A 21,564-nucleotide genomic window follows, 5' to 3' on the forward strand; every position below is an offset into this window, starting at 1 on the left:
CAAGCAACCCGACAGCCCCGGCGGCGCTCGACGCCACCCTCCAAGCCCGGCCAAGCAACCCGACAGCCCGGCCGGCGCTTGAGGCCACCCTCCAGCCCGGCCGGCGCTCGAGGCCACCCTCCCAGCCAACCGGCACCCGCACCCCCTACGGCAGGATGTCGTCCTCGAACCGAACCCCCGAATCCCCCTCGCGCCGCCGAAGGGCGAACAGCACGCCACCCCCCAGCACGAGCGCCGCCGGCACTCCGAGCCCCGCCCACAGCCCCCAGTTGAAGCCCTTGTCCTCGGAAGAGGACGCCGCCTGCGCGGTCTTGGACTCGCCCGCCTTGGCGTCGGTCGGCTTCGAGCCCTTGTCCTTGTCCTTCTTCCCGCCCGGCGACGAGAGCGGCTCGACGAGTGTGCCGATCGGCTTCGCCTGGGCCAGCGCCGCGAAGCCCCAGTCGAGCAGCTTCCCGGTGTCCTCGTAGGTCTTGCCCTTGCCCTCGACGTGCATCAGGCTCACCAGCAGCGTGTGGCCGCCGCGCTGCGCGCCGCCGACGAAGGTGTTGCCCGCGTTGGTGGTGTAGCCGTTCTTGACGCCGATCATGCCGGGATACTGGCCGAGCATCGTATTGGTGTTCTGGATCTGGAACTTGGCCCCCGCCACACCCGGGAAGTCGGCGACCTTCGTACTCGCGTACGACCGGAAGTCGTTGTTCTTGAGTCCTTCGCGGGCGAACAGCGCGAGGTCGTACGCGCTGGAGACCTGCCCGGGCGCGTCGTACCCGTCCGGCGAGACCACGTTCGTGTCGCCCGCCTGAAGCTGCTTGGCCCGCTCGTTCATCTGTTGCACCGTCGTGGGCACGCCGCCGTTCATCGCGCACAACACGCGTACCGCGTCGTTGCCCGAGCGCAGGAAGACGCCCCGCCACAGGTCCTCGACCTTGTAGGTCTCGTTCTCCTTTATCCCGACCAGGCTGCTGCCCTCGCCCAGGTCCTGCAGATCGGCGAGCGTCACCTGGTGGGTGGTGTTCCGGTCGATCTTGGGCAGCACCGTGTCGGCGAACAACATCTTGAGCGTGCTGGCCGGCGGCAACTTCCAGTGCGGGTTCTTCGCCGCCAGGATCTTGCCGGTGTCCGCGTCCGCGACCACCCACGCCCAGCCCTCGACGGCGGGCAACGGCGGTGTGCCGGGCGGCAGATCGCTCTGTACGCCGGGCTGGGCCAGGCGTGCTCCGCCGAGATCGGACATCGGCGTGGGCGGCTGTGGTTCCTGGGTGGGACCGGCGGCCCGGGCGGCCGGGACAAGACCGAACGCGAAAACGAGCGAGGCAGCACAGAACACGGCCGGCTTCCGAGAAGCCCGGAACCAATCAGACATGTGATGAGCGTACTGGCGGCCCCCGGCTGCGGTTCGCCGACCGCGCCGCCGCATACTGAACCGGGACAAATTTGCTGGGGTTCGACCGAGGAACAGGTGCTTCACGTTGAGGATCGGCCGAGGTATTTCCACCTGTCTGGTGTTGTTCGGCGTCTGGAGCTGGATCCTGTGGCCGAACTTCCTCAAGAACATCTGGGCCGACGACCGGTCCTGGAACGACGGCGCGACGACCTTCTTCCTGATCCATCTGGCGCTGACGATCGTCTCGTTCGTGGCGGGCAACGCGATCGGCTGGCTCGGCATCAAGGGCCTGCGGGCGGCGCGGACCCCGCAGCCGTGACCGACGATCCCGCCCGGTGCCCGGCGCACGCGGTGCCCGCCGGACCCGAGTTGTTCTCCCGCGAGTTCATCGCCGATCCGTATCCGGCCTACGCACACCTGCGCGAGCACGCGCCCGTGCACCGCACCACGCTGCCCAGTGGGGTCGAGGCCTGGCTGGTCACCCGGTACGCCGATGCCAAGCAGGCGCTCGCCGACCAGCGGTTGAGCAAGGACCCGCGGCGCTCGGAGGCGGCCTGGAAGCAGGGCAAGGTCGGGGTGCCCGGCGAACAGCGCTCCGGCGTCGGCGCGCACCTGCTCAACCTCGACCCACCGGACCACACCCGGCTGCGCCGGCTGGTGTCGAAGGCGTTCACGCCGCGCCGGGCCGAGGAGTTCCGACCTCGGATCCAGGCCCTGACGGACCGGCTGCTCGACGACTTCGCGCGCGCCGGCGAGGCCGACCTGATCCACGACTTCGCGTTCCCGCTGCCCATCTACGCGATCTGCGACCTGCTCGGCGTGCCCGAGGACGACCAGGCGGACTTCCGCACCTGGGCCGGGATGATGATCCGGCACGGCTCGGGTCCGCGCGGCGGGGTGGCCCGGGCGGTGCGGCACATGCGCACGTACCTGGCCGAGTTGATCCATCGCAAGCGCGCAACCCTCACCGACGCGGACGACGACCTGATCTCGGGGCTGATCCGGGCGAGCGACCACGGCGAGCACCTGACCGAGGACGAGGCCGCGGCGATGGCCTTCATCCTGCTCTTCGCCGGCTTCGAGACGACCGTCAACCTGATCGGCAACGGCCTGCTCACGCTGCTCACGCACGACGCCGAGCGACTCGCGGTGCAGGCCGACCCGGCGCTGCTCGCCCCCACGGTCGAGGAACTGCTGCGCTACGACGGGCCGGTCGAGGTGGCCACGTGGCGGTTCAGCACCACCGAGCTGGAGATCGGCGGCACACGCATCCCGGCGGGCGAACCGGTGCTGGTGGTGCTCGCGGCGGCCGACCGGGACCCGCGCAGGTTCGCCGAGCCCGATCTGCTCGATCCGGCCCGCGCGGACAACCAGCACCTCGCGTTCGGACACGGCATCCACTACTGCATCGGCGCACCACTGGCTCGGCTCGAAGGCCAGATCGCCATCGGCACGCTGCTGAGCCGGCTGCCGGACGTACGACTGGCGCTGCCCAGGGACGAACTGCGGTGGCGCGGCGGGCTGATCATGCGGGGATTGCAGCGGCTGCCGGTGACGTTCACGCCGGAGGCCCGCACCCCGGACGCGGGATCCGCGGCGACGGGATCGCCGGCGAACTGAGCCGGCCCACCCGCCGGATCGACCACGGCTCGGGACCGGGCGGCCGGGCCGAATTCCGCCGCCCGCGCACGAACGCGGCGCCGGGCCGGTGGATCGTCATCCACCGGCCCGCCGCCGCCCACCCCTCCATCCTTCTCCCCGAGTCGCCCCCCGACCCCCTCGTTTCCACCGCCCCCTGCGCGCTTCCCCGCCCCGCATCCCCCGCGTCCCGCCCCACGTCCCCCGCGTCCCTTCCCGCTTCCCCTGTGCTCGTCCCGCGATTCCCCCGCGTCCCCCGCGATTCCCCCCACCTGTCCCCCCGCATTTCCTGCCCTCACGCCCCCGGCGTCTCGCTCCTCGGCCGCCGCCTTCCGATCGCTCCGGCGTTACTTCCCCAAGACGCCTTCGCGGATCGTGAGCGGGTCCGTTCCCCCTCCCCCGAGGGGCGCGGCTAGTCGTGTCCGGTCAGTGCGGCGAGTTCGGCGGGGGTGGGTCGGTCGCTCCGTGCGCATGCCACGCGCCCCTCCCGACGCGTGCCGCCAACCGGACGAGTGCTGCACCTCATGCCCTGCTCCTGTTCCCCGAGGCGAACCCTTGCGGTTCCGCTCCCAACAGGGACTTGTCTACAGGCAGGCGTTCCCGACACACAACGGGTGCTTGACACATTTGATCACCAAGAGTGAATCATGGTCACGAAATGGCCAAAGAGGTTTGTTTCAGGCGTGGTTGTCGAACGGCGCGACAAGGGAACGCAAAAGCCCGGCGAGAGCCGCCTGCTGATCGACCGTCAGGCCCGCCAGGATGGCTCGCTCCTGGCCGAGCAGCTCGGCCATCGCCGCGTCGACCCGATCACGACCGTCGTCGGTCAACCGGACCAGTACGCCGCGCCGGTCGTCCGGATCGGGAAGTCGCAACACCAGGCCCTTGGCGGCGAGTCGGTCGATCCGGTTGGTCATCGTCCCGGAGGTCACCAGCGTCTGGGTGAGCAACTGGCCGGGCGAGAGCTGATACGGCGCGCCGTCCCGGCGCAGCGCGGAGAGCACGTCGAACTCCCACGGTTCGAGGTCGCGCGCGGAGAACGCGGTACGCCGGGCGCGGTCCAGATGCCTCGCCAGTCGGGTGACCCGGCTCAGTACTTCGAGGGGTTCGACGTCGAGGTCCGGGCGCTCCCGCTTCCATGCCGCGACAAGCCGGTCGACCTCGTCTTTCATGGGATCATTCTAGCGAGTCGTTCGACGCCAAGCCTCTTGATATCGAGATAAGACTGAGCAATATCCGACACTTTCCCTCGGATCCGAGCGAGTCCGACCGGCTTCGAGCGGCTTCGAACGACGTCGGGCGCCCGGGAAATCCCTGGCCCGGGTCGGACCCGGCCGGCAGGGTGAGGCGCATGAACGCCAGCCGTCCGGACCGTACCCGGCGCGTCGCCAACGCCGCTCGCGCCCTGCATGGCCTCGCCCTCGGCGACGCCTTCGGCCAACAATGGTTCTTCTACCGGGGCACCGAGGCGACCGAGCGTCAGGCCCGCCGGATCGCACCGGAGGCCGAGCTCTGGCACTGGACCGACGACACCGCGATGGCGCTGTCCGTGCTGCGCATCCTGCACCTGCGCGACGACGTCGACCAGGACGCACTGGCCGCGCACTTCGCCGCGTCCTACACGGCCGACCCGCATCGCGGCTACGGCCCGTCGATGCACGGCGTGTTGCGCGCGATCCACGAGGGCGAGCCGTGGCGCGAGGTGACGCGCCGTCAATTCGAGGGCCAGGGCTCGTGGGGCAACGGCGCCGCGATGCGGGTCGCACCGCTGGGCGCATGGCATGCGGACGAGGACCTCTCCCACGTCGCGGCCGAGGCCGAGCGCTCCGCCGCGACCACGCACGCCCACCCGGAGGCGGCTGCGGGCGCGGTCGCGGTGGCGATCGCGGCGGCCCTGGCGACCCGCGGGCGGGACGAACCGGCCCAGGATCCGGTCGCGTTCCTGACCGAGGTGGCCCGGCACACGCCGGAGAGCGACGTGGCCTCCGGCATCCGCACCGCAGCCCGGCTGCCGGCCGGCTCCTCGGTCCGCAACGCGGTGAGCGTGCTGGGCAACGGAACCCGGATCAGCGCTCCCGACACGGTCCCCTTCGCCCTGTGGACGGCGGCCCACCACCTGGACGCCCTGGACGACGCCCTGTGGGAAACGGCCCGGGGCATGGGCGACGTCGACACGACGTGCGCGATCACGGCGGGCGTGGTGGCGTCGCGCACCGGTTCGGCCGACATCCACAGCTCCTGGCTCACGGCCCGCGAGCCCGTCCCGGGCTGGGTCGACACGGGCGGCGCAACGTCCGCGGGCCGGACGTGAAAGCGGGCCCGCCGACCTCGAACGAAGTCGGCGGGCCCACCGCTGCCGGGCCGGCTCCGGGGCGAACCCCCCGGTGCTCGGCACCCGCATCACGATCGTGCCGAGCGGGCTCCCGGAACACACCGAGGGCGGGCCGTTCGGCCCGCCCTCGGTCACCACCGACCGGCCGCCGGGGCGGCGAAACCGACGAGCGGTTCCCGGCCCCGGCTCGGGGTCAGATCAGGCCCAGCTCGCGCACCGCGTCGCGCTCCTCGGCCAGTTCCCGCACCGACGCGTCGATCCGGCCGCGGGAGAACTCGTTGATGTCCAGGCCCTGGACGATCTCCCACTTGCCGTCCTTGCAGACGACCGGGAAGGACGAGATGAGGCCCTCGGGCACCCCGTAGGAGCCGTCCGAGACGACACCCATCGAGGTCCAGTCGCCGTCGGCGGTGCCGTTGACCCAGGTGTGCACGTGGTCGATCGCCGCGTTGGCCGCGGACGCCGCCGAGGAGGCGCCGCGCGCCTCGATGATCGCCGCGCCGCGCTTGGCGACGGTCGGGATGAAGGTGTCCGCGAGCCAGGTCTGGTCGTCGACCACCTCGGCGGCGTTCTTGCCGGCGATCTGCGCGTGGAAGACGTCCGGGTACTGGGTGGCCGAGTGGTTGCCCCAGATGGTCAGCTTCGCGATGTCGGTGACCGCGACGCCGGTCTTCTTCGCGAGCTGGGTCAGCGCGCGGTTGTGGTCCAGGCGGGTCATCGCGGTGAAGCGCTCGGCCGGTACGTCCGGCGCGTGCTGCTGCGCGATCAGCGCGTTGGTGTTGGCCGGGTTGCCGACCACGAGCACCTTGATGTCGTCCGCGGCACCGGCGTTGATCGCCTCGCCCTGCGGCTTGAAGATGCCACCGTTGGCGGCCAGCAGGTCGCCGCGCTCCATGCCCTTGGTCCGCGGGCGGGCGCCGACCAACAGGGCCACGTTCGCACCGGCGAAGCCGTCGGTCGGGTTGTCGAAGATGTCGATCCCGTCGAGCAGCGGGAACGCACAGTCGTCGAGCTCCATCGCGGTGCCCTCGGCGGCCTTGACCGCCTGCGGAATCTCCAGGAGGCGCAGGCGCACGGGGGTGTCGGGGCCGAGCAGGTGACCGGAGGCGATGCGGAACAGCAGCGCGTAGCCGATCTGACCGGCCGCGCCCGTGACGGTGACGTTGACGGGGGTACGGGACATTGCGCGCGGGTCTCCTCTGCTGCGGCGGGATCCGACGCCGATGGCAGTCCGCCGGTAGCTCGGCATCGAGATACTTTTCGCCGCCACATTACTCCGGCCCCCGGGGCCGCTCCGCCAACCACCGGTGTGAGGTTCGCCCCGAACCGGTTTCCGCCCGCCGCGTTTTCGTTTCGACGGAACCGACCGGTAGGTTCATCACCCGTCGGAGTCGGTCGATCCCGGAGGGTGACACATGTTCGCGTCGGACCCGTCCGAGCCGGCCGGCGGACCCGCCTCCGGCCTCCCGGGCGCATCGGTGCCGGCCGATGCCGCCGCGCCGGACCCGATCGACGCGGTCGCCCTCGGCTGGGTGGACAACGCCGGCATCACCCGGGTCAAGACGATCCCCTATGCCCGCCTGGACGCGGTCGCCACGCACGGAGTGGGCTTCTCCCCCGTGTTCGACGTGTTTCTCGCCGACGACTCGATCACCGCCGGCAAGCTGGTCGGCGGGCCGACCGGCGACCTCCGGCTGATCCCCGACCTGGCGGCGCTGCGCCCGCTGGCCGCGCAACCCGGCTGGGCCTGGGCGCCCGGCGACCGCTACACCCAGGACGGCGTGCCCTACGCGGGCTGCCAGCGCACCTTCGCCCGACGGATGGCCGCCCGCGCCGGGCTGCGCGGATTGTCGCTGCGGATGGGCTTCGAGGTCGAGTGGATCACCGGCACCGAGGACGCGGCCGGCCGCTTCGCACCCGCCTTCCACAAGGCGGCCTACGGGATGACCCGGGTGGTCCGGGTCTCCGGCCAACTGCGCGAGCTGATCCGCGCGCTCGCCGCCCAGGACGTGAGCGTGTTGCAGGTCCACCCGGAGTACGCGGCGGGCCAATTGGAGGTCTCCGTGGCACCGGAGGATCCGGTCGGCGCGGCGGACACCACGGTGCTGGTGCGCGAGACGATCCGCGCGGTCGCCGCCCGGCACGGGCACACGGTCACCTTCGCGCCGTGCGTGCTGCCCGGCGAGGTGGGCAACGGCGCCCACCTGCACTTCTCGCCGTGGCGCGACGGGATGAACCTGTGCCACGGCGGCGAGGGGCCGCAGGGCCTGACCCGCGAGGGCGAGGCGTTCCTGGCGGGTGTCCTGCGCGAGTTGCCCGCGCTGCTGGCGATCGGCGCCCCGAGCGCGGCCAGCCATCTGCGGCTGGTGCCCGCGCAGTGGGCGGGCGTGTACCGCTGCTGGGGTCTGGAGAATCGCGAGGCGGCGCTGCGGCTGGTCACCGGGATGGCGGGCGAGCGGCAACACACGGCGAACGCGGAACTCAAGTGCTTCGACGCGACGGCCAATCCGTACCTGGTGGTCGGCACGGTGATCGCGGCGGGGCTGGCCGGCATCGAGGACGGGCTGCGACTGCCGGTGGAGGTGCCCGGCGATCCGTCGGCCGCGGACGGCGTGCCCCGGCTGCCGGAGTCGCCGGCCGCCGCGCTGGCCGCCCTGGAGGCGAGCGCGGTGCTGCGCGAGGCACTGGGCGAGACGCTGTTCGACGCGGTCACCGCGGTCCGCCGGGCCGAGATCGTCCGCTCCACCGGGATGACCCCGAGCGAGATCGCCGGCGAGGCGCGCCGGCTGTACTGACGTCCGCGGGTCCCGGCGGGTTCGTGCGCCCACAGGGTCCGTGCACCCACAGTCGCGGAACCGCGGGGTCCGCGGGTGGTCTACAGGCCCAGGCCCTTCGAACCGGTGCGCTTGGGTACCCACGGCAGATCGACGAGCGGCTCGGGGATGCTCAGCCCCAGGAGCAGTACCGCGGCGCCGAAGAACAGCAGCACACCCACGTCGGTGAACCGGCTGCGAATCGCCAGGACTCCCACGTCGGATACGAACAGCCGCAGTATCGCGGCGACCAGGAAGGTGCCCGCGATCAGGATCGCGGCGATCCGGAAGCCGTCGAGCGCGGCGGTCAGCAGCGCTGCGATCAGGCAGCCGAAGACCACCATCGCGGGCCACTCCCGCAGCGGTCCGGGTCCGGCCGGCGAGGCACCACCCTCGGGCAGGTAGGTGCCCGGCTCCTTCTTCCTGCCGTCCTTGCGCCGCCCCCGAGCGGTTGCCACAGGTCCCACCTCTCCTCGCTGAGCGTGAGCGACACCGCGTCGGACCCGCACCCCGCGGCCGCCGGTCGCGGGCGGGCACCCGCGATCGCGCGGCCCGGGGCGAGGGTCCGACGCGGTTCGATCACAGGCTGGTGACCTGCCGCTCGGCGGCCTCGATGACGTTGGTGAGCAACATCGCGCGGGTCATCGGACCCACCCCGCCGGGCATCGGGGCCACCCAGGCGGCCTTCTCGTAGGCCTCCGGGTGCACATCGCCGACCAGACCGTGCTCGGTGCGGGTGATGCCCACGTCCAGCAGCACCGCGCCGGGCTTGACCATGTCCGCGCTGATCAGGCCGGGCACGCCGGCCGCGGCGACGACGACGTCCGCCTGGAGCACGTGGAACGGCAGTTCCTTGGTGCCGGTGTGGCACAGGGTCACCGTGGCGTTCTCGGTGCGTCGGGTGAGCAGCAGCCCGATCGGGCGGCCGACGGTGACGCCGCGGCCGATCACGCACACCTCGGCACCGTTGATCTCGATGTCGTGCCGGCGCAACAGTTCGACGATGCCGCGCGGGGTGCACGGCAGCGGCGCCTCCTGGCCCAGCACCAGCCGGCCCAGGTTCGTCGGGTGCAGGCCGTCGGCGTCCTTGTCCGGGTCCATCAGCTCCAGGACCCGGTTGGCGTCCAGGTGCCTGGGCAGCGGGAGTTGCACGATGTAGCCGGTACAGGCCGGATCCGCGTTGAGCTCGCGGACCACGTCCTCGACCTGCTCCTGCGTCGCGTCCGCGGGCAGGTTGCGCTGGATGCTGGCGATGCCCACCTGGGCGCAGTCGCGGTGCTTGCCGCGCACGTACGAGTGGCTGCCGGGGTCGTCACCCACGAGCACGGTGCCCAGACCCGGCGTGATGCCTCGGGCCTTCAGTGCCTCGGCCCGAACGGCCAGTTCGGCTTTGATGGCGGTGGCGGTGGCCTTGCCGTCGAGGATCTGCGCCTTCAAGTTCTGTCTCCTGGTCCGCGGTTTGGGGCCGGTCGCTGCGATTGTCCCGTATCCGCGTCGGTCGCGCGGCGGGCCCCGTGCAGGAGCCGGGCGGGCGGGGCCAGAATGCGTCGCTGGACGAACTCGGGCAGCTGCCGGGCGGGCAGTGGTTCGTTCGCCCGGGCGATGGTGCGACCCAGTCGTTTCAGGTGTTGGCGCAGCACCGGATACCCCCACAGATCCGGCTGGTCGGGCAGCGTCGGGGGGCGCCGCTCCTCGGCGGCGGAGGCCAGTTCGGCCAGGTAGGCGTCCAGCCGGTCGAGGTCGTCGGCGGGAATCGGCTCGGGTGGTTCGGTGCGGTAGGTCTCGGGGGCGGTCATCAGTCGATAGCCGAGCCGTTGGGCGGTCACGATCGCGGGCCACAACCGCTCGACATCCAGCCGGCGGCCGGTGAACTCGCCCAGTGCCGCCTCGTACACGCTCCACAGGTCGAGCAGTTCGCGCCGGGCCGCCCGCCGGGTGCTGCCCCAGGCACGATCGTCCACGATCTGCCCGGTGACCGTGGCCCGCAGCAGCATCGACTCGGCCCGGATGGTCCGGCCGAGTTGGCGCGGCAATCGGGTCGCGGACGCGCGCGGCCACAACACCAGGCTCGCGGTCAGGCCGACGGCCAGGCCCAGGACGGTGTCGATGAGCCGGGTGGCGGCCAGGTCGCCCACGTGCGCGTCGGGTTGGCCGGTGGCGGCCAGGAAAAGGCCGACCGGGGTCACGCACGCGGCACCCACGGCCAGGTTGCGGGCGATCACGGTCTGCGTCGCGCCGAACAGCAGCGCGACGGCGATCACCACGAGCCAGCGGTTGGGCATCAGGTCGTGGAAGAACAGCGCGATCACCGCGACGCCCACGAGCGTGCCGATCGCCCGTTGCAGCACCCGGCCGAAGTCGAGCACGACGTTGCCGCCCTGGAGCGCGGCGCCGGCCGCGATGGCCACCCACACCGGGTGCACCACCGGCAGCAGCGCGGCGGCCAGCGTCGCCGAGCCGACGCCCAGTCCGGTGCGCAGCGCGGTCGGCGGGACCAGGGACGAGCGGTCGAACGCGGCGCGCATGCGCTCGCCGGCGGTGGGCCGCCGGCCGGGGATGATCTCGCCCTCCTTGACCGCCGGTTGGCCGGCCGCGGCGGCGGCCGCCCGGAGCACCGTGCGCAGGTAGCGTTCGGCGGCGGTCTCGGTGTCGGCGAGCACCGCGGGCATCACCGGGACCAGCTTGGGCTGCCCGACCGCGCCGGCCAGTGCGCGCACGGTGTCCGTGATCTCCGGCGGCAGCGGCCGGGTGCGCTCGACGGCGAGCAGTTGGGCGGCCTGGAACAGGTCGAGCGCGCGCCGGCACAACACCCGCAGCCGACGGGCCTCGCCGGTGCGCCGATTGCGCTTGGTGTCGGCGCGCAACACGCTCACCCACGCGCTGTGTACGGTCTCGGACGCGCGGTGTCGGGCGGCGTCGCTGGGCTGGTCGCCGATCGAGGCGAAGAAGTCGGCGAGCGCGTCGAAGCAGGCCGCGAGCGCCATGTGCTCGGGGTGGCGCGGACGCACCAGCCACCCGGACATCGACACCAGCCATGCCCCGGCGGCGCCCACGAGCACCAGCGCGGCCCGCTCGGGGACCATGTCGGGTTGGTGCGGCAGGAAGGCGCCCATCGCGCAGACCAGGGTGAACATGTAGCCGCCCGGGCGGTCCACCTGCAACGCGCCGCACAGGAAGGTGGCGACGGCGGCGACCAGGGTGATCACCGGGACGTACAGGAGCGCGGTGCCGGCCGCGAGCGAGCCCAGGGTCAGCGACAGCGCCAGGCCCAGGCCGACCAACGCGAGGGTGATCGCCCGGCGCGCATACGGCTCCTTGGCCGCGTACAGCACGGTGTAGCCGCCCAGCGCGGCGAACGTGCCGTAGCCGACGCCCAGGGCCGCGGTGACGATCGCGAACGGGATGCCCACGCCGAGCGCGGCGCGCGCCCCGGCCGCCCAGGTGAAGCCTTTGCCGGTGAGCGTGACGAGGGGCTTGATCTGGTTCTGTGGGCCCAGCTCGGGCGGGTGCAGCGCCGGGAACGGCGGCAGCGTGGGCGGGTCGGAGGAGGCCGCCGAGGGCCCGGGCGGCAACGCGAGTGGTGTGCGTTGCGGCTGGGGTCCGGGGGTCGCCTGATCCTGCATCCTCCCATGCAACGCACCTTTCGCCGGGAATGCCAAGTCCCACCGCATGATCCCGATCACCGGAGCCGACAAAGACCTACCGGGCGCCAACCGCCCCGGTGTAACGTGCCGCCTCCAACAGGCTCCCGGGTGGTGGGGGCGACGCCGGGCCCCTCACGGCGCTCGCGCGTCGACGACCCCGGAGCCATCGGCGTCGCGTGCCGCGTGTGCGCGCGTTCTCAGGGGAGAGTTCCGCATGTCCCAACCTCCGGGTCCGTACGGCCCGACGCCCGGCTATGGCGCCGAGGGCCAGGGCTATGGTCAGCCCGCCTACGGTCAACCGGCGTACGGTCAGCCCGGCCCGCAGGCCGGCTATGGCCAGCCCTACGGCTACGGCCCGCCGCCGAACATCGGCGACTACTGCGCGAGTTGGGGCCGCCGCGTGGGCGCGACCCTGCTCGACGGCCTGGTCGGGGCACTGGTCGGGATCCCGATGCTCGGTGGGTTCCTGTGGTTCGGGAGCGAGAGCACCGTGACCGAGCACCTCGACGGCACCGAGACGACCACCTACGACGGCGGGCCCGGCCCGATCGTGCTGATGGTCGTCGGCGGCCTGGCGCTGCTCGGCTTCGGGCTCTGGCAGCTCTACCGCCAGGGCAAGACCGGCCAGACCATCGGCAAGGGCGCGGTCGGGATCAAGGTGCTGCGCGAGAGCGACGGGATGCCCACCGGCTTCGGGATGGCCTTCGTCCGCCAGATAGCACACTTCCTGGACTCGATCGCGTGCTACGTCGGCTGGTTGTGGCCGCTGTGGGACGACAAGAAGCAGACGTTCGCGGACAAGGTCTGCTCGACGGTCGTGGTCAAGGTCTGAGCGGGAGCGAGGTGTGGGTGGCACCCACACCGAGCGCACGAGGCGCGACCCCGCGGGGGTCGCGCCTCGTGCGTGTTCCGGCCGGTCGGTGCGACCTGCTCAGTGGAAGAAGTGCCGGGTACCGGTGAAGTACATGGTGATGCCGGCCGCACGCGCCGCCTCGACCACCTGTTCGTCGCGGACCGAGCCACCGGGCTGCACCACCGCCCGCACGCCGCCCGCGATCAGCACCTCCAGGCCGTCGGCGAACGGGAAGAACGCGTCGGACGCGGCCACCGAGCCGGCCGCCCGCTCCCCGGCCCGCTGCACGGCCAGCTTGGCCGAGTCGACCCGGTTGACCTGGCCCATGCCCACGCCCACGGTCGCGCCGCCGGAGGCGAGCAGGATCGCGTTGGACTTGACCGCGCGCACCGAACGCCAGGCGAACACCAGGTCGCGCAGCGTCTCGGCGTCGGCGGGCTCACCGGTGGCCAGCGTCCAGGCCGCCGCGTCGTCGCCGGGCGCCTGGTAGCGGTCGGCGTTCTGCAGCAGCAGCCCGCCGTCGATCTGGCGGAACTCGGCCGGCGTGCGCGGCGCCTCGGGGGCGCGCAGCACCCGAATGTTCTTCTTGCGGGCGAGCACCTCGACCGCGCCGTCCTCGTAGTCCGGCGCGACGATCACCTCGGTGAAGATCTCCGCGACCTGCTCGGCCATCGCCACGCTCACCGGCCGGTTGACCGCGATCACGCCGCCGTAGGCGGACACCGGGTCGCTCGCGTGCGCCTTCAGGTGCGCCTCGGCGACGTTCTCGCCGATCGCGATCCCGCACGGGTTGGCGTGCTTGATGATCGCCACGCAGGGCTGCTCGTGGTCGTACGCGGCGCGCCGGGCCGCGTCGGTGTCCATGTAGTTGTTGTAGGACATCTCCTTGCCGTGGAACTGCTCGGCGCCCGCGAGGCCACCGGTGCCGTCCACGTACAGGGCCGCGGCCTGGTGCGGGTTCTCGCCGTAGCGCAGCACGTTCTCCCGGCGGCGGACCGAGCCGAGGAAGGCCGGGAAGCTCTCCTCGTCGGCCGGCGCGTAGCCGTTCGAGAACCAGGAGGCGACCGCGACGTCGTACGCGGCGGTGTGCCCGAACGCCTCGCCCGCGAGCCGCTTGCGCTGCGCGAGGTCGAAGCCGCCCGCCCCGAGCGCGGCGAGCACGTCGGCGTAGCGGTCCGGGCTGGTCACCACCGCGACGGAGGGGTGGTTCTTGGCCGCGGCGCGGACCATCGAGGGGCCGCCGATGTCGATCTGCTCGACGCACTCGTCCGCGGTCGCGCCCGACTCGACGGTCTGCGTGAACGGGTACAGGTTGACCACGACCAGGTCGAACGGCCGTACGTCCAGCTCTTCGAGCTGCGCGCGGTGCGACTCCAGGCGCAGGTCGGCCAGGATGCCGGCGTGCACGCGCGGGTGCAGCGTCTTGACCCGGCCGTCCAGGCACTCCGGGAAGCCGGTCAGTTCCTCGACCTTGGTCACGGGCACGCCCGCGGCGGCGATTCGGGCGGCGGTGGAGCCGGTGGAGACCAGTTCGACGCCGGCCGCGTGCAGGCCCTGGGCCAGTTCCTCCAGACCGGTCTTGTCGTACACGCTGATCAACGCGCGACGGATCGGGCGGCGTGCCTCGTCCTCGGTGCCGGCGGTGGGGGTGGGGGCGGCGGAAGTCATGCGGGGATCCGGACCTTTCTTCCTTCGATGCGGTAGCCCTCGCGGGCCAGCCGGCCCACGACCTCGACGAGCAGGGTGCGCTCGACAGTCTTGATGCGCTCGTGCAACGCCTCGCCGCCGTCGGCGTGATCGCCGTCCTCGACCGCGACGACGCCCTGAGCGATGATCGGCCCGGTGTCCACGCCGGCGTCCACGAGGTGAACCGTGCAACCGGTCACCTTGGCGCCGTACGCGAGCGCGTCCCGGACGCCGTGCGCGCCGGGGAACGAGGGCAGCAGTGCGGGGTGGGTGTTGACGGTGCGTCCCTCGAAGCGGGCCAGGAAGCGCGGGCCCAGGATCTTCATGAAGCCGGCCGAGATCACCAGATCGGGTTCGTACGCGGCGACCGCGTCGGCGAGCGCGGCGTCCCAGCCCGCCCGGTCCGGGTGATCGGCCACGCGTTCGACGAAGGTGGGCACGCCCGCCCGCTCGGCCCGGGTCAGCCCGGCGATGTGCTCGCGGTCGGCGCCCACGGCCACCACCCTCGCGCCGTACGCGGGATCCGCGCACGCGTCGAGCAGGGCCTGGAGGTTGGTGCCGGAGCCGGAGACCAGAACGACGAGCCGGGCCGGCCCGGGGATGCGCGGGGCGTGAACGGCCACTGCTTTTCGGCTCTTTCCGGAAGGGAAGGGCGGGAGGGGCACCAAATGGATTCGGGCTCTCGCCGGGATCTCGCACGGGTCCGGCGGGCGTTCCCCGACAGGAGGCGGGAACACGGAGCGGCGCCCGTACGTCGGCAACGATAGCGTCAGGGGGTAGGCAGTACCGAACCGGCGGGGTGGGATGCCGAGGACGGGGCCGGGGACAGGGCCTTGGGGCCACTCGGCGCCGCCGCCCGGCTACGGTGCACCCCGCACACGTACGATCCTGGGAAGGGAATCCCGCGATCCGGCACGACGAGGGCAGGCAGAGGATGAGTACCGGCAACGAGACCGACGAGCGGGATCCCTACGCCCCGCCGCCGGAGGGTACGCCCGATCGCCCGCCGGCCGCCCCGTGGAACGTGCCCGGCAACGGGCGAGGGGACGGCGGCAACGGGGGCGATCGGCACGGCCGCGAGGACCGACCGCAGCGGGCGCCGCGCGAACCGCGCGAGCAGCCCGACCCCAAGGACATCCGGGTCCGCAATGGCCGACTGGCACTGTGGTCGGGGGTGTGGGCGGTGTTCTTCGCGCTGTTCCTGCCGTCCGACCTGGGCCTGGTGCTCGGCGTGGTGCTGGGCGTGGTCGCCCTGGTGCTCGGCATCCGGACGGTGCGCGGGACGACGCCGGCCACGGCCGGGCCGCGGATCGAGGAGGGCCCGGGCGGCACCGCTCGGCACCCGGGGCACGCCCCGGGCGGGCCCGCCCATCGGCCGCGGGTGCGCCGACCGGCGGGCAGCCGCTCCGGCGCCGCGCTCGCGGGCCTGGTCACCGGCGCGATCGCGGTGGTCTACGTGCTGGGCGTGTGGACGTTCGAGGCGGTCAACAAGGACTACTACGACTGCATGGACAGCGCGCTCACCAAGACCGGCGAGCAGCGCTGCCTGGACAAGCTGCCGGAGCGCTACCACTTCCTCGTGGACGGCACGATCTAGGCGGTTGCCTGTCCGGCGAAGCTCGGTCGGGCCGCTCCGCCCGGGACGGCCCGGGCGTGACCCGGCTGCATCGACCCGCAGGGCTGGTCGGCGGGCCTACGACGGGCCGCCGGTTCCGAAGGCCGTCTCCGCTTCGGCGGGGGCGGCCTTCGGGTTCTCCCGACCACGCCACCAGGTCGTGACCAGTGCGGTCGGGGCGGCGATCAGCGCGATCTCGACGGTCAGCGCGGCGGCGGTGCGCCATACGTTCGGGCCCAGTTCGGCGAGGTTGGCCAGGCCCGCGGTGCCGGAGGCCAGTCGGGTCGAGGCGAGGGTGAGCAGGCCGACGCCCAGGGCCGCCCCGGCAGCGTGCGAGGTGACCGCGAGCCAGGCCCGCGGCGGTTCGGCGCGGGCCGCGAAAAGGCCCGCCACGACGCCTGCGAGCAGCGGAAGCACCGCGGGCGCCCAGGCGGTGGAGGGCACCGTGGTGGGGCCGGGCAGCGCGGCGAACAGGGGCAGCGTGGGCAGCGGGCCGAAGGTGCTGCCGGTGGGCGCGAGCGTGGTGGCCGCGCCGAGCGCGAACCCGGTGCCGGCCGCATAGGACACCGCCCACACGATCGCGTTGGGCACCAGCACGGCGCACAACACGGCCAGCGCCGCGAAGCCGACCGCGTCGTGCGTGGTCAGCGCCAGCGCGATCCGGACCTGGCCGGCGTGCGCGAACAGGCACGCGAGCACGAGGAGCGCGCCGCCCGCCGCGAGCACGGCGGCCGAGGCCAGGCCGGCCCGCACGGCCGGCACCCGCACCAGCGCGGGCCCGAACGCGCCCAGCAGTCCGGCCGCCAGGACGCCGAGCGCGGCCACCGCGACGGTGCCGGACTCCGGCCGCACGCTCGGCGTACCCACGCCGGCGGCGACCGCGTACAGCAAGCCGGTGTACACCAGCGCTTGGGAGGCCAGCACGATCGCGGTCCCGGCGAGGCCGTCCGCAAGCCGGCGGCCCAGCCGACACAGCAGCCAGATCAGCGGCACGGTCAGGCCGAGCGGGGCCAGCCGCAGCGGTACGACGGTCACGATCGGATCGACCGAGCCGGTCGCCGTGTGGCTGATCTCGACGAACTCGAAGCCGACGTGATGCGCCGCGAGCCAGATTCCGCCGATCACGCGCAGCAGCGCCTGCGGGTGATCGAAGCTGCCGGAGGTGGCCCCGCACGTGGCCACGATCAGCACGAGCACCCCCACCGTGCCGAGCCCCGCCCCGACCGCGAGCAGGGCGGACACCACCCCGCGGGCGAGGGCCTGCGTGATCCGGGCCGTGTCGGGGCGGCGGCGGACGAAGCCGGCCACCGCGGCCACGCCCGGCAGCCCGAGGAGGACGGCGGTCGGCGGCCGACCGGGCGGCGGCGGGCCCCACGGCTGCGCTCCGAACGCCGCGGACTCGCCGGGGGCCTCGACGGGGGTCGACACCGGCAGCGCGCCGGGCGGGCGGTTCGGCCTGGGCGGGGCGACGAGCGGCGGCGCCTGGGGACGGGGCGGCGGGGGCGGCGACGCGGGGGCCTCGGTGGGTCCGGGGGCGTCGACGGCATCGGTGGGCTCGGCGGGCTCGGGCAGCTCCGCCGGGTCCGGCGGGGCCGGCGGGGCCGGCGGGTCGGCTGCCTCGGGGTGCGCGGCGGCTTCCGACGACTCCGGCGGTCCGGATGCCCGGGCGGGCTCGTCGGGCGGCCCGGATCCCACGTCCGGTGCCGTTTCCGGCGTGGGGCCCGGCGCCCCTTCCGGGAGCGGTTCCGGCAGCGGCTCGGGGATCGGGTCCGGTGTTGTTTCGGGTGTGCGGCCGAGCGCCTCCCCGAGGGACCTGGGCGGCGGAGCCGAAAGGTACTCGACGCCCGCCCACGGAGTGGAGCCGGCCACCGTCCAGGGCGCCGACGGGCCGTGCTCGGTTTCCGGCGTTTCGGTCACGCCCCCCATGCTGCCCACGCAGCCACGATCCGAGCCGCATATGGCCACGAGGCGTGACAGAACACCCCATTTGATCGATTGAAGTTGGTTAATATGCATTATCGATCGACCCTCGGGTACCTCACGCCCTCATGGGCATCGACGACGAGCGGACCGAGCCGCACGAGCGCGCCCCGGGCTTCGACGCCCTGCATGCGGCGATCGCACCCGACATCGCGCGCTACGCGTATCTGCTGACCGCGAGCCCCGCCCGGGCCGCGTACGTGACCCGGCACGTGTTCGCCCGGGTCTGGCGGGACCTGCCGGACGTCGAAAACACCCCCGCCGATGCCGCCCGTGTCCGCACCCTCGCGGGTGACCTCGCGCTCGGTCACCGGTTCCTGCTGCGGCGCGCCCTCTGGCGACTGGTACCGCATCCGGACCGCACCGACCGGGTCGTCCCGCACGCGGAGGACGACGCGCATCGCGACCGGGACATCGCGCTCCTGCGCGCGCTCCAGCGGGTGCCGAGCCACCGTCGGCGGGTGTTCGTGCTGCGCCACCTGTACGGGATGTCGCCGGAGCAGGTCGCGGTCGAGACGGAGGCGACCACCGAGGCCACCCGGATCCGGCTCCTGCACGCGCACGAGGACCTCGCCGAGCTGGTGCCCGCGCTGACCGGCCCGTCGCCGAACTGCCCCGAGGCACACGACTTCCTGACCACGATCACCCGTGACCTCGCGGCCCGCCACGAACCCCGCCTACCCGGTCCGCACGCGTCCCGGGTGGGCAGCAGGGCCCGGGCCTCGCTGCTCGTCGCGGTGGTCGCGGCGGCGATCCTCGCCCTGCTGATCGCCTCGCTGCCGCCGCTGCTCGCTCCGGGCACCTCGCGCGACTCGCGGGGCGGCTACCGGGTCCCGGCGATCACCGGCTCCGCGGCGGCCCGCAGGCTGCCGCCCGTGCCCGCCGATCTCGCGGCCCCGCGGCCGCCCGCCGCCGCCCCGCCCGCCCCGGAGGCCGACACCCCGGAGCCCGCCGCGCCCACGACCGCGGCTCCGGAGCCGGAGCCGACCCCCGCCGAGCAGTCGCCCACGCCGGAGCCCGCCGGCGCGGCCGAACAGACCACCCCGCGGTTGCACCTCGTGGTGCCCACCGCGGGGCGGCCGGCCGATCCGGCCTCGACCCGGGTGTTCGCGCCCGCCCCGCCCGCGCGCGGCACCGCCGCGCTACTGGCTCCGGAGACCGGATTCACCCTGGACACGAGCTGCGTGGACAACGGGCTGCGACGTGCGCCGCAGCACTGACCGGACGACACGTGCGCTCGGACCCGCCCGGAAACCACGACGCCCCGCGCACCGCCTGGAAGGCGGCTCGCGGGGCGTCGTGGGTCACGGGTGACCGGTGGGTCAGCCCGCCATGATCTCGCGCATCAGGCGCGCCGTCTCGGACGGCGTCTTGCCGACCTTGACGCCGACGGCCTCGAGCGCGTCCTGCTTGGCCTGCGCGGTGCCCGAGGAGCCCGAGACGATGGCGCCGGCGTGGCCCATGGTCTTGCCCTCGGGGGCGGTGAAGCCCGCGACGTAGCCGACGACCGGCTTGGTGATGTGCTCGGCGATGTAGGCCGCGGCACGCTCCTCGGCGTCGCCGCCGATCTCGCCGATCATCACGATCGCGTCGGTGTCCGGGTCGTCCTGGAACGCCTGGAGGCAGTCGATGTGCGTGGTGCCGATGATCGGGTCGCCACCGATGCCGACGGCGGTCGAGAAGCCGATGTCGGCCAGCTCGTACATCATCTGGTAGGTCAGCGTGCCCGACTTGGACACCAGACCGATCCGGCCCGGCTTGGTGATGCTCGCCGGGATGATGCCCGCGTTGGACTGGCCGGGGGTGATCAGGCCGGGACAGTTCGGGCCGATGATCCGGGTCTTGTTGCCCTTGGCGCCGGCGAGCGCCCAGAACTGCGCGGTGTCGTGCACCGGCACGCCCTCGGTGATGACCACGGCGAGGCCGATCTCGGCCTCGATGGCCTCGACCACGGCGTCCTTGGTGAACTTCGGCGGCACGAAGACCACGGTGACGTCCGCGCCGGTGGCCTCCATGGCCTCGGCCACGGTGCCGAATACCGGTACCTCGGTGCCGTCCACGTCGACCGTGGTGCCGGCCTTGCGCGGGTTCACGCCACCGACGATGTTCGTCCCGGAGGCGAGCATCCGGTGGGTGTGCTTCATCCCCTCGGAGCCGGTCATGCCCTGGACGATGACCTTGCTGTCCTTGGTCAGGAAGATAGCCATGTTGGGTCGGTCTCCCTTACTTCGCGGCAGCGAGCTCGGCGGCCCGCTCGGCCGCGCCATCCATGGTGTCCACCTGCTGGACCAGCGGGTGGTTCGCGTCGGTGAGGATCTGACGACCCAGCTCCGCGTTGTTCCCGTCCAGACGCACGACGAGCGGCTTGGTGACCGCCTCGCCCTTCTGCTTCAGCAGTTCGAGCGCCTGCACGATGCCGTTCGCGACCGCGTCGCACGCGGTGATGCCGCCGAAGACGTTGACGAACACCGACTTGACGTCGGCGTCGCCCAGGATGATCTCCAGGCCGTTCGCCATCACCTCGGCGGACGCGCCGCCGCCGATGTCGAGGAAGTTGGCCGGCTTCACGCCGCCGTGGTTCTCCCCGGCGTACGCGACCACGTCGAGCGTGGACATGACCAGACCCGCGCCGTTGCCGATGATGCCGACCGAGCCGTCGAGCTTGACGTAGTTCAGACCCTTGGCCTTGGCCGCCGCCTCCAGCGGGTCGGCCGCGTCCTTGTCCTCGAGCGCCTCGTGGTCGGGGTGCCGGAAGTCGGCGTTCTCGTCGAGCGAGACCTTGCCGTCCAGCGCGATGATCTTGCCCTCTTCGGACTTGATCAGCGGGTTGACCTCGACGAGCGTGGCGTCCTCTTCGACGAAGACGGTCCACAACGTCTTGAGGGTCGCGACGATCTGGTCGTGCAGCTCGGCGGGGAACTTCGCCGCCTCGACGATCTCGCGGGCCTTGGCCTCGGTCACACCCTCGATCGCGTCGACCGGGATCTTGGCGAGCGCGTCGGGGTTCTCCTCCGCGACGACCTCGATCTCGACGCCACCCTCGACGGACGCCATCGCGAGGAAGGTGCGGTTGGTGCGGTCGAGCAGGAACGAGACGTAGTACTCGTCCACCGGCTTGGCCAGACCGGCCAGCATGACCTTCTTGACGATGTGGCCCTTGATGTCGAGGCCGAGGATCTGCTCGGTCTTCTCGACGACCTCGTCGGTGCTGAAGGCCAGCTTCACGCCGCCGGCCTTGCCGCGGCCACCGACCTTCACCTGCGCCTTGACGACGGCCTTGCCGCCCATGCGCTCGGCGGCGGCCCGTGCCTCCTCCGGCGTGAAGACGACTTCACCGGGCAGAACCGGCACACCGTGCTTAGCGAAGAGATCCCTCGCCTGGTACTCGAACAGGTCCACGCGGGTCCGTCCTTGTGATCGCGATCGGATATGCGGAACATGCGCAGCCGCGTCCGTCGTCGCACAGGTCCGGCAGGCTCGCCCCCAGTTCTGGTGGACGGCGTCCGCACGCGTAGCTGATCCGCCTTGCAGGTTATCGGGCAGGAGTGCTAGGTCCGAAACGGGGTCTTGGGCACGCCCCCCGGGAGACCCTCGCCCACGGCCCGGCCGCACGTCGAGATCC

General features: G+C 72.7%; 18 protein-coding genes. 7 read left to right on the forward strand and 11 right to left on the reverse strand.

Features of this window, described 5'->3' with window-relative positions:
* Positions 1 to 145: 145 nt before the first annotated feature.
* A complete protein-coding gene (locus ACFZBU_RS21985) occupies positions 146 to 1,360 on the reverse strand; it encodes a D-alanyl-D-alanine carboxypeptidase family protein (RefSeq protein WP_391585319.1) in 1,215 nt (404 codons plus the stop codon).
* Between the two features lie 106 nt (positions 1,361 to 1,466).
* Between ACFZBU_RS21985 and ACFZBU_RS21990 the strand changes: the two genes are divergently transcribed.
* Positions 1,467 to 1,700: an SCO4848 family membrane protein gene (locus ACFZBU_RS21990; protein ID WP_391585320.1), complete on the forward strand. Its 234-nt coding sequence runs from the start codon at positions 1,467 to 1,469 to the stop codon at positions 1,698 to 1,700.
* Positions 1,697 to 3,001 carry a cytochrome P450 gene (locus tag ACFZBU_RS21995; RefSeq protein WP_391585321.1) on the forward strand — a complete coding sequence of 435 codons (1,305 nt, stop codon included), beginning with the start codon at positions 1,697 to 1,699 and terminating at the stop codon, positions 2,999 to 3,001. The genes ACFZBU_RS21990 and ACFZBU_RS21995 overlap by 4 nt, the downstream gene beginning before the upstream one ends.
* A gap of 695 nt (positions 3,002 to 3,696) precedes the next feature.
* On the opposite strand, the gene ACFZBU_RS22000 is transcribed toward ACFZBU_RS21995, so the two are convergent.
* Entirely contained in the window at positions 3,697 to 4,191 is a 495-nt protein-coding gene (locus ACFZBU_RS22000; protein WP_391585322.1) for a MarR family winged helix-turn-helix transcriptional regulator, read from the reverse strand.
* A gap of 179 nt (positions 4,192 to 4,370) precedes the next feature.
* Between ACFZBU_RS22000 and ACFZBU_RS22005 the strand changes: the two genes are divergently transcribed.
* Positions 4,371 to 5,330, forward strand: a complete 960-nt coding sequence (locus tag ACFZBU_RS22005; RefSeq protein WP_391585323.1) for an ADP-ribosylglycohydrolase family protein — start codon at positions 4,371 to 4,373, stop codon at positions 5,328 to 5,330.
* A gap of 214 nt (positions 5,331 to 5,544) precedes the next feature.
* Here the strand turns inward: ACFZBU_RS22005 and ACFZBU_RS22010 are convergent, their stop codons facing one another.
* Positions 5,545 to 6,534, reverse strand: a complete 990-nt coding sequence (locus tag ACFZBU_RS22010; protein WP_391585324.1) for a malate dehydrogenase — start codon at positions 6,532 to 6,534, stop codon at positions 5,545 to 5,547.
* Positions 6,535 to 6,766: 232 nt separating this feature from the next.
* On the opposite strand from ACFZBU_RS22010, the gene ACFZBU_RS22015 reads away from it, so the two are divergent.
* Positions 6,767 to 8,146 carry a glutamine synthetase gene (locus ACFZBU_RS22015; RefSeq protein ID WP_391585325.1) on the forward strand — a complete coding sequence of 460 codons (1,380 nt, stop codon included), beginning with the start codon at positions 6,767 to 6,769 and terminating at the stop codon, positions 8,144 to 8,146.
* A gap of 80 nt (positions 8,147 to 8,226) precedes the next feature.
* Here the strand turns inward: ACFZBU_RS22015 and ACFZBU_RS22020 are convergent, their stop codons facing one another.
* From ACFZBU_RS22020 to ACFZBU_RS22030, 3 genes are all read right to left on the reverse strand, one after another.
* Positions 8,227 to 8,622 (reverse strand): DUF3017 domain-containing protein, encoded by a 396-nt coding sequence (locus ACFZBU_RS22020; protein ID WP_391585326.1) that lies wholly within the window; start codon positions 8,620 to 8,622, stop codon positions 8,227 to 8,229.
* A 121-nt stretch (positions 8,623 to 8,743) separates the two neighbouring features.
* Entirely contained in the window at positions 8,744 to 9,601 is an 858-nt protein-coding gene (locus ACFZBU_RS22025) for a bifunctional methylenetetrahydrofolate dehydrogenase/methenyltetrahydrofolate cyclohydrolase (protein WP_020554613.1), read from the reverse strand.
* Complete coding sequence (locus ACFZBU_RS22030; protein ID WP_391585327.1) at positions 9,598 to 11,787, reverse strand: FUSC family protein; 2,190 nt, start codon at positions 11,785 to 11,787, stop codon at positions 9,598 to 9,600. Before ACFZBU_RS22030 ends, ACFZBU_RS22025 begins: the two co-directional genes overlap by 4 nt.
* A gap of 235 nt (positions 11,788 to 12,022) precedes the next feature.
* On the opposite strand from ACFZBU_RS22030, the gene ACFZBU_RS22035 reads away from it, so the two are divergent.
* Positions 12,023 to 12,640: an RDD family protein gene (locus ACFZBU_RS22035; RefSeq protein ID WP_391585328.1), complete on the forward strand. Its 618-nt coding sequence runs from the start codon at positions 12,023 to 12,025 to the stop codon at positions 12,638 to 12,640.
* Positions 12,641 to 12,739: 99 nt separating this feature from the next.
* Here the strand turns inward: ACFZBU_RS22035 and purH are convergent, their stop codons facing one another.
* A complete protein-coding gene (gene purH / locus ACFZBU_RS22040) occupies positions 12,740 to 14,329 on the reverse strand; it encodes a bifunctional phosphoribosylaminoimidazolecarboxamide formyltransferase/IMP cyclohydrolase (RefSeq protein WP_391585329.1) in 1,590 nt (529 codons plus the stop codon).
* Positions 14,326 to 14,970: a phosphoribosylglycinamide formyltransferase gene (purN, locus tag ACFZBU_RS22045; RefSeq protein WP_391585330.1), complete on the reverse strand. Its 645-nt coding sequence runs from the start codon at positions 14,968 to 14,970 to the stop codon at positions 14,326 to 14,328. The genes purH and purN overlap by 4 nt, the downstream gene beginning before the upstream one ends.
* Positions 14,971 to 15,281: 311 nt before the next feature.
* Between purN and ACFZBU_RS22050 the strand changes: the two genes are divergently transcribed.
* Complete coding sequence (locus tag ACFZBU_RS22050; protein ID WP_391585331.1) at positions 15,282 to 15,944, forward strand: hypothetical protein; 663 nt, start codon at positions 15,282 to 15,284, stop codon at positions 15,942 to 15,944.
* Positions 15,945 to 16,040: 96 nt separating this feature from the next.
* Here ACFZBU_RS22050 and ACFZBU_RS22055 read toward each other — a convergent pair whose 3' ends face one another.
* Positions 16,041 to 17,978 (reverse strand): DUF6350 family protein, encoded by a 1,938-nt coding sequence (locus ACFZBU_RS22055; RefSeq protein ID WP_391585332.1) that lies wholly within the window; start codon positions 17,976 to 17,978, stop codon positions 16,041 to 16,043.
* 32 nt (positions 17,979 to 18,010) lie between these two features.
* On the opposite strand from ACFZBU_RS22055, the gene ACFZBU_RS22060 reads away from it, so the two are divergent.
* Entirely contained in the window at positions 18,011 to 19,162 is a 1,152-nt protein-coding gene (locus ACFZBU_RS22060; RefSeq protein WP_391585333.1) for a sigma factor-like helix-turn-helix DNA-binding protein, read from the forward strand.
* A gap of 102 nt (positions 19,163 to 19,264) precedes the next feature.
* Here the strand turns inward: ACFZBU_RS22060 and sucD are convergent, their stop codons facing one another.
* Together sucD and sucC are read right to left on the reverse strand one after the other, a co-directional pair.
* Positions 19,265 to 20,149, reverse strand: coding sequence for a succinate--CoA ligase subunit alpha (gene sucD, locus ACFZBU_RS22065; RefSeq protein ID WP_078975663.1), 885 nt, complete (start codon positions 20,147 to 20,149; stop codon positions 19,265 to 19,267).
* A 16-nt stretch (positions 20,150 to 20,165) separates the two neighbouring features.
* Positions 20,166 to 21,341, reverse strand: a complete 1,176-nt coding sequence (sucC, locus tag ACFZBU_RS22070; protein WP_078975664.1) for an ADP-forming succinate--CoA ligase subunit beta — start codon at positions 21,339 to 21,341, stop codon at positions 20,166 to 20,168.
* Positions 21,342 to 21,564: the final 223 nt, after the last annotated feature.

Source organism: Embleya sp. NPDC008237, from assembly GCF_042956465.1.
Taxonomy (GTDB): Bacteria; Actinomycetota; Actinomycetes; order Streptomycetales; family Streptomycetaceae; genus Embleya.

Excerpts from the sequence above, each read along its gene's own strand:
- ACFZBU_RS21985 (WP_391585319.1), bottom strand. The coding sequence starts at position 1,360 with ATGTCTGATTGGTTCCGGGCTTCTCGGAAGCCGGCCGTGTTCTGTGCT.
- ACFZBU_RS22000 (WP_391585322.1), bottom strand. The coding sequence starts at position 4,191 with ATGAAAGACGAGGTCGACCGGCTTGTCGCGGCATGGAAGCGGGAGCGC.
- ACFZBU_RS22005 (WP_391585323.1), top strand. The coding sequence starts at position 4,371 with ATGAACGCCAGCCGTCCGGACCGTACCCGGCGCGTCGCCAACGCCGCT.
- ACFZBU_RS22010 (WP_391585324.1), bottom strand. The coding sequence starts at position 6,534 with ATGTCCCGTACCCCCGTCAACGTCACCGTCACGGGCGCGGCCGGTCAG.
- ACFZBU_RS22015 (WP_391585325.1), top strand. The coding sequence starts at position 6,767 with ATGTTCGCGTCGGACCCGTCCGAGCCGGCCGGCGGACCCGCCTCCGGC.
- ACFZBU_RS22030 (WP_391585327.1), bottom strand. The coding sequence starts at position 11,787 with ATGCAGGATCAGGCGACCCCCGGACCCCAGCCGCAACGCACACCACTC.
- ACFZBU_RS22035 (WP_391585328.1), top strand. The coding sequence starts at position 12,023 with ATGTCCCAACCTCCGGGTCCGTACGGCCCGACGCCCGGCTATGGCGCC.
- purH (WP_391585329.1), bottom strand. The coding sequence starts at position 14,329 with ATGACTTCCGCCGCCCCCACCCCCACCGCCGGCACCGAGGACGAGGCA.
- ACFZBU_RS22050 (WP_391585331.1), top strand. The coding sequence starts at position 15,282 with ATGAGTACCGGCAACGAGACCGACGAGCGGGATCCCTACGCCCCGCCG.
- ACFZBU_RS22055 (WP_391585332.1), bottom strand. The coding sequence starts at position 17,978 with ATGCATATTAACCAACTTCAATCGATCAAATGGGGTGTTCTGTCACGC.
- ACFZBU_RS22060 (WP_391585333.1), top strand. The coding sequence starts at position 18,011 with ATGGGCATCGACGACGAGCGGACCGAGCCGCACGAGCGCGCCCCGGGC.
- sucD (WP_078975663.1), bottom strand. The coding sequence starts at position 20,149 with ATGGCTATCTTCCTGACCAAGGACAGCAAGGTCATCGTCCAGGGCATG.